Below are 7,839 nucleotides of genomic sequence, written 5' to 3' on the forward strand. Positions count from 1 at the left end.
GATTCCTGAAGAAGGATATTATGCGAAGTAAGATACTTTAGAATAGTTCATAAAAAAACCGTTTCAATTCACGTATTGAAACGGTTTTTAACTTTTATTAAACGCGTATTTTATTTATAGCGGATACAGCAATAATAAGTGCCTGCGTACGCCCATCGTGTGTTATCTCCACCCGTGATGTTTTTAACTTCAAACTCTGAAATCGTTTTCTTGTTCAGTTTCAATCTGTTTAATTTCTGTTTTTTCATTATTAAAAATATTATGGTTATGAATTTAAAAATACGAAAAGTGTATATGGTTGGTGTATGGTATTCCCGTAAATCGTACGAAAACGATTAAAAGGCAACATCCAAAAATTGCCATTCCCACAAAATTTTCGTTCTTTTGGATACTGTCTTCTTGACATAATGTTACCATTTAGCTTAAATTCTTGAATACTAAAAACAACATACTGCAAACTATTCATCACTTGCGTGCTTCGGGGCAATTTGTGCTATACACAAACAAACCAAAAGTAACGAAGAATGAATTGGATGATTTAGGTAGTTTTTTAGCGCAAGAATATGAAAATGAAGCATTAAATTATCCGTTTGAATCACCAGAATTTGATGAAGAAGCTGCCATTTGGGGCGCAAAAATGATCTACTTTGGCGCACAATTTCTAGGACATAGACATGACGAACCCAAAGATTTAAATCAATATTTTGAAGAATTTACAACAGAAATAACGCCTGCAAGTTGCCTTTCGGCAGACATATCGCTACGTTTTTTGCCATTTATCATCAAAGAATTAGAAGCCATTGACTTTGAAGATTGGTTGCTAAAAATCTTAAAAGCACACATAAAAAAGTTTCCATATTCAGCTATCGGACACGATCTCAATTTGGAAATCGATCAAGAAAAACTAACAGAACTCTTTCAAAATGGATGTTTCAAAACACTCTTTATTGATCGCGTCATCGAAAAAAAAGACATCAGTCTCACAGAACATACCATCATTCACGAAAACATTGCAATTCATCTCGGAGCGCATAAAAATCACTTTTGGAAAGCATTTACTTCCGAAGTATAACACATTATGAACGAAACAAAAAAATTACGCACCATTCTTGACGAAATCAAAAACATATTTGTTGGAAAAGACGAAGTGATTGATTTACTTGGAATTGGACTCTTGGCGAGAGAAAACGTATTCTTACTTGGACCTCCAGGAACCGCAAAAAGTGCCATCGTAAAACAATTATCCAAACATGTCATTGGCGGCATCAACTTTGATTACTTATTGACACGATTTACAGAACCAAATGAAATATTTGGACCTTTGGACATTCGTTTGTTAAAAGAAGGAGAACTAAAAACAAACACAGGCGGAATGTTGCCAGAAGCTTCACTGGTCTTTTTAGATGAAATATTCAATGCAAATTCAGCCATACTGAACAGTTTGCTAATGGCGTTAAACGAAAAAATATTCCGCAGAGGAAAAGAAACAAAAAACTTACCCGCGTTAATGTTTATAAGCGCCAGCAACTTATTGCCAGAAGATGAAGCATTGGCGGCATTATTAGATCGTTTCTTAATCCGATTAAAAGTAGACAACGTAAAACCCGATCGTTTAGAAGAAGTATTGCAAGCAGGTTGGAAGCTTGAACGGAATGAAGAAACACAACGCACGCAAATTTCTCCCGAAGAAATCAAAGGATTGCAACACAATGTCAAAGAAGTAGACTTATCGCCGATTAGAAAATCATACATCGAACTCATTCACAGTTTGCGAAACACAGGAATAGAAGTATCCGATAGACGCGCAGTAAAAATGCAAAACCTAGTTGCGGCAAGTGCAATGTTGTGCGATCGTACAGAAGCAATTCTTTCAGATTTATGGGTGTTAAAATACATTTGGAATACGGAAGAACAAATAGAAACTTTGCAAGGAACGGTAAATGCATTAATTGAAAAAGAAGAAACGACAGAACGTTCGCATCCGCAAGCATTTTTCAACAAAGCGCCAAATCCGGAAGAATTAATGAACGAAGTGTCCAGCTTAAAACAAAAATTCTCTACTGAAGGCTTGTCATTGCAAGAATTAAATGTGATAAAAGACAAACTTCGCTATTTGCAAAATCGTACAGATTGGATTAAAGATCAGGAGAAAAAACAATACATAAACAATGAAATTGATCAGTTGTGGAAAGAAATCTTACACAAGGCGTAACAGAATATTGGTTACGATTGCCGATAGCATATAAAGAAAAACTCGCACAAATACGCGTGTGGAAGAACTTGCGGATGGCAACTGATGCACAAGATATTTGGGTTCGTGGAATAACTCCCAATCAGCTTGTTAGTGCTGAAATACGTAGCATTCCGTTCAAAAAAATATATGTTCAACAAGACAATGCCTTATTTCTCCTTGGCGGGAATTTACCCGAAGAACGACTCAAAACGTCACTGCTTTGGTCGCCCATAGACAAAGCGTTGCCTGTTGAAATACCAAACTATAACTTTAACTTTTTTGGCGTGAATGAAACAATTGATTTCAAACTTGTTGCTTCAAATATAGAACACGAAGCCAAAGCAGTTTTGGTCAATTTAGACGTTTTAGAAGTATACATACAAAACGCACCCGCAGTACGGTTAAAAGAAATTCAGTGGACTTTTATACAAGAAAATGCATTCTTACTCGGAACACCAATCTTACCGATTCCAGGGAAAAGCTATTGGCAACAACTCAACTTTTTAATTCCAGCAGGATATGATTTTGAATATCCTGAATTGAGCAATTTTTATCATAAAAATTTACAAGTTACAAACGATGAATATATCGTTTTACAATCAGATCACAGCTATTATAAAATAGCAAAAGAACAATTCAAACCATTAAGTATTAGTAGTTACCGACGATCTCAATAAACAATGAATACAGCGCAGCAAAAAGCGATATACTATTTTCAATCCTATACAGACTATTTCTGGCAATGGGAAATTGATTATATGTTTGATGCTGCTATCATTGAAAATGCACAAGATTATCAAGGCGGTATCAATTGTATTGCGGTTCCAGATGGAATTACGATTGCCTACAAAGAACAACTTGAAAAAATATTAGAAGCAATTTCCACGAATGGTTTTCCACCTTTTGGAGCATTGGTATTGGCTTTCTTGGCAACAAATTCTGGAGAAGTTTCTCAAGCAATTGATGACATATTCAAAAATATTCAAGAAACATTTGATGACGACTTACTTTTCAAACACATAAATTTTGCAGAAGCTCAACACTTTTTAGACACATTAATTGAACTTCCCGCAGCATACAAAAAAGATAAAAATAAGATCGACTTATTTGTATTTCTATTCAAAGAATGCCCGTATATGCTGCAAAACAAATACGAAGTAGAAATTTTAAGATGTATCAAAAATAAAGCGTTTGAACTCAATGCGTGCAGTCAAAAAGCTGAAATCACAATGACTGCCTTGAGTAAAGATTTTAATGTATTGGCGGCATTAGATCAGCGTTATCCAACGGTAAATGCTTTACTAAAAGCTTGGGGAAAAGTAGTTCCTGTAGAAGTAGCTCCTGAAGACACAGAAATAGCAACGCTAAGCGAAGAAATTAGCCTCATTCAACAACTCATTGAAGATCCTAAAACGTTCTTTATGGGAAATCTTATCAAACGGATTTGGTCAGGAATTCAATTGCCAATGCATTACGCACATCCTGGAGAAATGCCGCTTGGTGGAATTTCAGACATTACCAACAAAGGAAAGTTTGACAATTTACTAATTTCAGAATATGCCAATGACGACATTATATTTTTACACAGAATTGCCAACAAAGAAGCGTTATTCATTCGTCGCGAAACGACACCAGAAGAAGATTTACGAACACGTATTTTTCTGATAGATACGACCATTAAAAACTGGGGAACACCCAAAATAGTATCTTTTGCAACAGCTTTTGCACTCATTCATCATCCTAAAAACGAAATGGATTTTCAATCGTATGCTATTGGCGAAACACATATGAAACTTACATTTGATGAAAAAATAAAAATCATAGAAGGATTACAAATAACAGCTCCTTTACTAGATGCGTCAAGCGCAATAGAACAATTCATCGTCCAATGTGAAGAAGAAAATATTGAAATTACCCTGTTTACATCTCCAAAAACCTTGCAACATGCCACTATGCAACGTGTGCTAAACCTGCATCATGAAAAGTTTGGAGGAATCATTACCGCAGATACAAAAGGAAACTTAGACGTATACAAGCTGAAAAACGGCAGTAAGCGATTGGTAAAACACATCCTGTTGCCATTAGAAGAATTGTGGACGCACTCGCCAAACGCGCTTCAAAAGAAGTTAAAAAACAAGAAAAGTGAAAAACCAAGTAGAGCATATCCATTATTATATGGCTATCCAAATGGTTATCTCACACATTTCTTTACTGCTGATGCTGGATATGTGTTGCAAAAGCGAGGTATTTTATACAAAATGAATGCCCAATACAAAGGATTTGAAATTGTACGGAACGATCTCCAATTTATGTCAAACCAAAAAAAGCCTATAATCGCTACACTATTCAATGACGAAATCATTATCGTTTCTTCGAATACCGCCGATTGGTTGCACCTAAAAACTGAACATGAATCCTACACTTGCAAAGGAGATTACAGTGTTCAATACAAATCTCATATCAAAAATCTGCTGGTACATGAAGAAGAATTATATTTAATCACCAAAAAACAATACAGTGCAACACCAGTATTTCTAAAAATAAACTTAGAATACGAACTCACGGACGAAATTACTACACCTTCCAAAGCACTAATCAATCAATACAACACTTGTAGTGACAACTATTTCGGATATTTTTCGGGTTCAGTATTCACAAAAATACGCTCAGTTAGCATTACGAGAAACTTAACATTCATTTTTAACGATTTGCACAAAATAAAATTTGCCGATGATTCTCTTGCTTACGAATTAGACAAAAGTGAGCAATCATACGCGGCATCAGCAGTTTTCATAAATAAAACAACCTTCACTTTCTTAAATAAAAGCAGTATTGAAATTGATAAAAAAGGAGTGCTTACATTTTCAAGTCCAAATCCCTCGATCCAAACGTTCTATCTAAGTTCATATATTGATGTAACTTTAGCAATGGCAACGGATACTGAATTTGCAGGAAACGAATATTTCTTACCTGAAGATTCAAAATTAAACGTCATAAGTGTTAAAGATTTTAAACGAAAATACATTGATCCGTTCATCGTAAATATTGTAACTCCATGAAACTAGCGCTACAATTTATCGATCACAATCCGCATCCGCGTTGTGGAATTTTTATCAAGCATACATCTCCAAAAATATGGTTGCAAGAAATTCAACGCATGCAATTACGATTGCAAGATTGTATAGCGTATGTATGTCCCAATGTAGAAGCCAATAGTATTTCGGGGCTTTTGATAATCGTAAAAAAGGAGCAAAAAAATATAGATATTGGAAGCAATAGTGCAATTCAAAAAGTAGATGATAAATTCTTCATTCCAGCGCATACGACATTGAATATGGCTTTGACAACGAAAGAATTTTCAAAACTATGCAACGACATTCCACACTTTTTTCATCACGAATTTGGGCTCATAGAACTGACTGAAGTTTTAAATTGGGCAACAATCATTCAAAATCCACAGCAACAATTTCCAACGATCGAAACACCTTTAAAAGGTGTCAATATTCCAACAAAAGTAACGGCATTTAGTATTGAAATTGAAGAAGTAGAAGAAGCAGAAGCGTTACAAAATCCTTTTAGTTCTGAAGAAGTTGACCCGAAAGAGTTGCCTTTTGATATGAAAAAAGTATTGAAAGGAAACAATGCTGAGATTGCTAAATATTTGAACTACTTGGACAAAAATCCAGACGCTGCACTCAAAATGGCAATTCCGTTAGACTTGTTGGGCACTTCACGTGGAAAAGCATTTGCGGAATATAAATTTAAAAACAACTTTTTTGAATCACTTGGTTTTGGAGATGGTAAAGGAAAAAAATATTTCCGAATCCTACTAACGGTCGTGGCAATTGCACTTTTATTTTGGGTTGGATATGAAGCATTATATGCGGTAAAACATAACAATCCTGATCCAGAAATTGTCAATCCATATGCAAATACTGATGTAACAGATGGTACCAAAGATAAATTAAATCCTAATATTACAGATACTTCAAATGAAGACATTATAGATGTTGATGACGGTACTACACAGCAAAATCAGCAAGTAACTGAGGCGAATACCGAAAACAATATCTTACCCAACATACTACTTTTCGTAGCAATCGTAATTTTATTGTTGGTCATTTGGTATTTAATAAAGTATCAAAAACAAACTGCAATCAAAAACAAAGGTCAACAAGGACAAACTTGGCTCGATTTACCAGACGAAAGCGAATTATTTGATATACACCAAGAAAAAGCTGAAAATAGTGCTACTTTTTACTTTGGTGGCGATGAAATAAGTATTCGAAACAAAATTTTTATAGCACTCGTTCTTACAGGATTATTGCTGTATCTTTTCTATCCAGTACTAAATAATGATGGCTTTCCATTAGTTTTCGGAATCGTAACTGGAATTATTGTACTGCGAATGCTGTACACATTAGTAATTAGAAATCAGATATTTGGAGAAGATGATACAGAATGAAAGTAGATTTCATAGCAAACTTATATATTTCATCATCACGGTATTGTTGTTGAAATTAGTGTATGTCATTTTTGACGTATTCATCCATGGTGATATTGGCAGTTTTCTATTGGCGATCTTGATTATTTCAATTCTATTTTTTGGTGTCGCAATTCTTATTAGTTCCATGTTTTCATCAGAAAATAACTCAAATGGTCATGGAAGTGCTACAGCGGTTGACAATGAACAATTTCAAAAATTATTAGATCGTTATGAACGATTGTGTAATGATTTCATTGAGAAAAAACAATTTAAAAAAGCGGCGTACATTCAACTAAAGTTACTTCGGAATCCTTACAGAGCTGCACATATTTTAGATGATGCAAAACTTCATAATGATGCAGCCTTAGTATATCTAACGAAATGTTTTGATAAGGAAAATGCTGCGGAATCTTATGAAAAAGCACGTTCGTACAAAAAAGCCATCAAGCTTTATAAAGAAATAGGCGATCATGAGTCGGCTGGCGATGTTTACACAAAAATTGAAGACACTAAAAATGCGCAACATCACTATCAAATTGTAGTTGATACCTATGCTAAAAATGACCAATATGTAAAAGCTTCGTTGATTTATCGTAAAAAGATGGATGATAAAACTTCGGCGAGTAAACTGTTGGTAAAAGGCTGGCGAGAAAACAAAGATGCGGTCAATTGTTTAAACAATCATTTAGTACATTTTGAAAGTGAAAAAGCGCTACAGGCAGAAATCAACCACTTTTACAAAAACGAAGTACACAAAGGCAATAATCTTAACTTCTTAAAAGTATTAAAGACAGAATTTAAAAAGGAAATTGCTCCGAAAGAAAACATTCAAAACATAGCTTACGAATTGGTTTCCAAAAACCATCAAAACACGGAAGTTTTAGGCAATTTGTATGATTTTGTCAAAGAAGATTCTCAGATTGTTTCAGACATCATTCGTCATCGCATAAGAAAATAGTGAAAGCATTTAGGAATTGGAAATTGGAAATTAGTATTGAGTATTGAGAAATTAGAAGTGAGTATTGAGAAACTTCGACTTCACAAATAACAAATGAACAAAGAACAAAGAAATTATAAATGTTAAATGCTAAATTTTAAATACAAAAAATGTACGTCCCTG

The 7,839-nt window shown here is 34.4% G+C and carries 6 protein-coding genes; all 6 read left to right on the forward strand.

Translation table 11 applies throughout. From position 1 onward, the window contains the following. Positions 1-430: 430 nt before the first annotated feature. From AA089_RS22220 to AA089_RS22245, 6 genes are read left to right on the forward strand one after another with little or no spacing between them, the layout of a single operon-like run. Positions 431-1,072, forward strand: coding sequence for a hypothetical protein (locus AA089_RS22220; RefSeq protein WP_156169252.1), 642 nt, complete (start codon positions 431-433; stop codon positions 1,070-1,072). A 6-nt stretch (positions 1,073-1,078) separates the two neighbouring features. Next, positions 1,079-2,212, forward strand: a complete 1,134-nt coding sequence (locus AA089_RS22225; protein ID WP_046759224.1) for an AAA family ATPase — start codon at positions 1,079-1,081, stop codon at positions 2,210-2,212. Further along, positions 2,185-2,910 (forward strand): hypothetical protein, encoded by a 726-nt coding sequence (locus tag AA089_RS22230; RefSeq protein ID WP_046759225.1) that lies wholly within the window; start codon positions 2,185-2,187, stop codon positions 2,908-2,910. The genes AA089_RS22225 and AA089_RS22230 overlap by 28 nt, the downstream gene beginning before the upstream one ends. A 3-nt stretch (positions 2,911-2,913) precedes the next feature. Further along, positions 2,914-5,292, forward strand: a complete 2,379-nt coding sequence (locus tag AA089_RS22235; protein WP_046759226.1) for a hypothetical protein — start codon at positions 2,914-2,916, stop codon at positions 5,290-5,292. Beyond that, positions 5,289-6,698 carry a hypothetical protein gene (locus AA089_RS22240; RefSeq protein ID WP_046759227.1) on the forward strand — a complete coding sequence of 470 codons (1,410 nt, stop codon included), beginning with the start codon at positions 5,289-5,291 and terminating at the stop codon, positions 6,696-6,698. Before AA089_RS22235 ends, AA089_RS22240 begins: the two co-directional genes overlap by 4 nt. Beyond that, positions 6,685-7,677 (forward strand): soluble NSF attachment family protein, encoded by a 993-nt coding sequence (locus AA089_RS22245; protein WP_046759228.1) that lies wholly within the window; start codon positions 6,685-6,687, stop codon positions 7,675-7,677. The genes AA089_RS22240 and AA089_RS22245 overlap by 14 nt, the downstream gene beginning before the upstream one ends. Positions 7,678-7,839: the final 162 nt, after the last annotated feature.

It is taken from the genome of Kordia jejudonensis (genome assembly GCF_001005315.1).
Classification (GTDB): domain Bacteria; phylum Bacteroidota; class Bacteroidia; order Flavobacteriales; family Flavobacteriaceae; genus Kordia; species Kordia jejudonensis.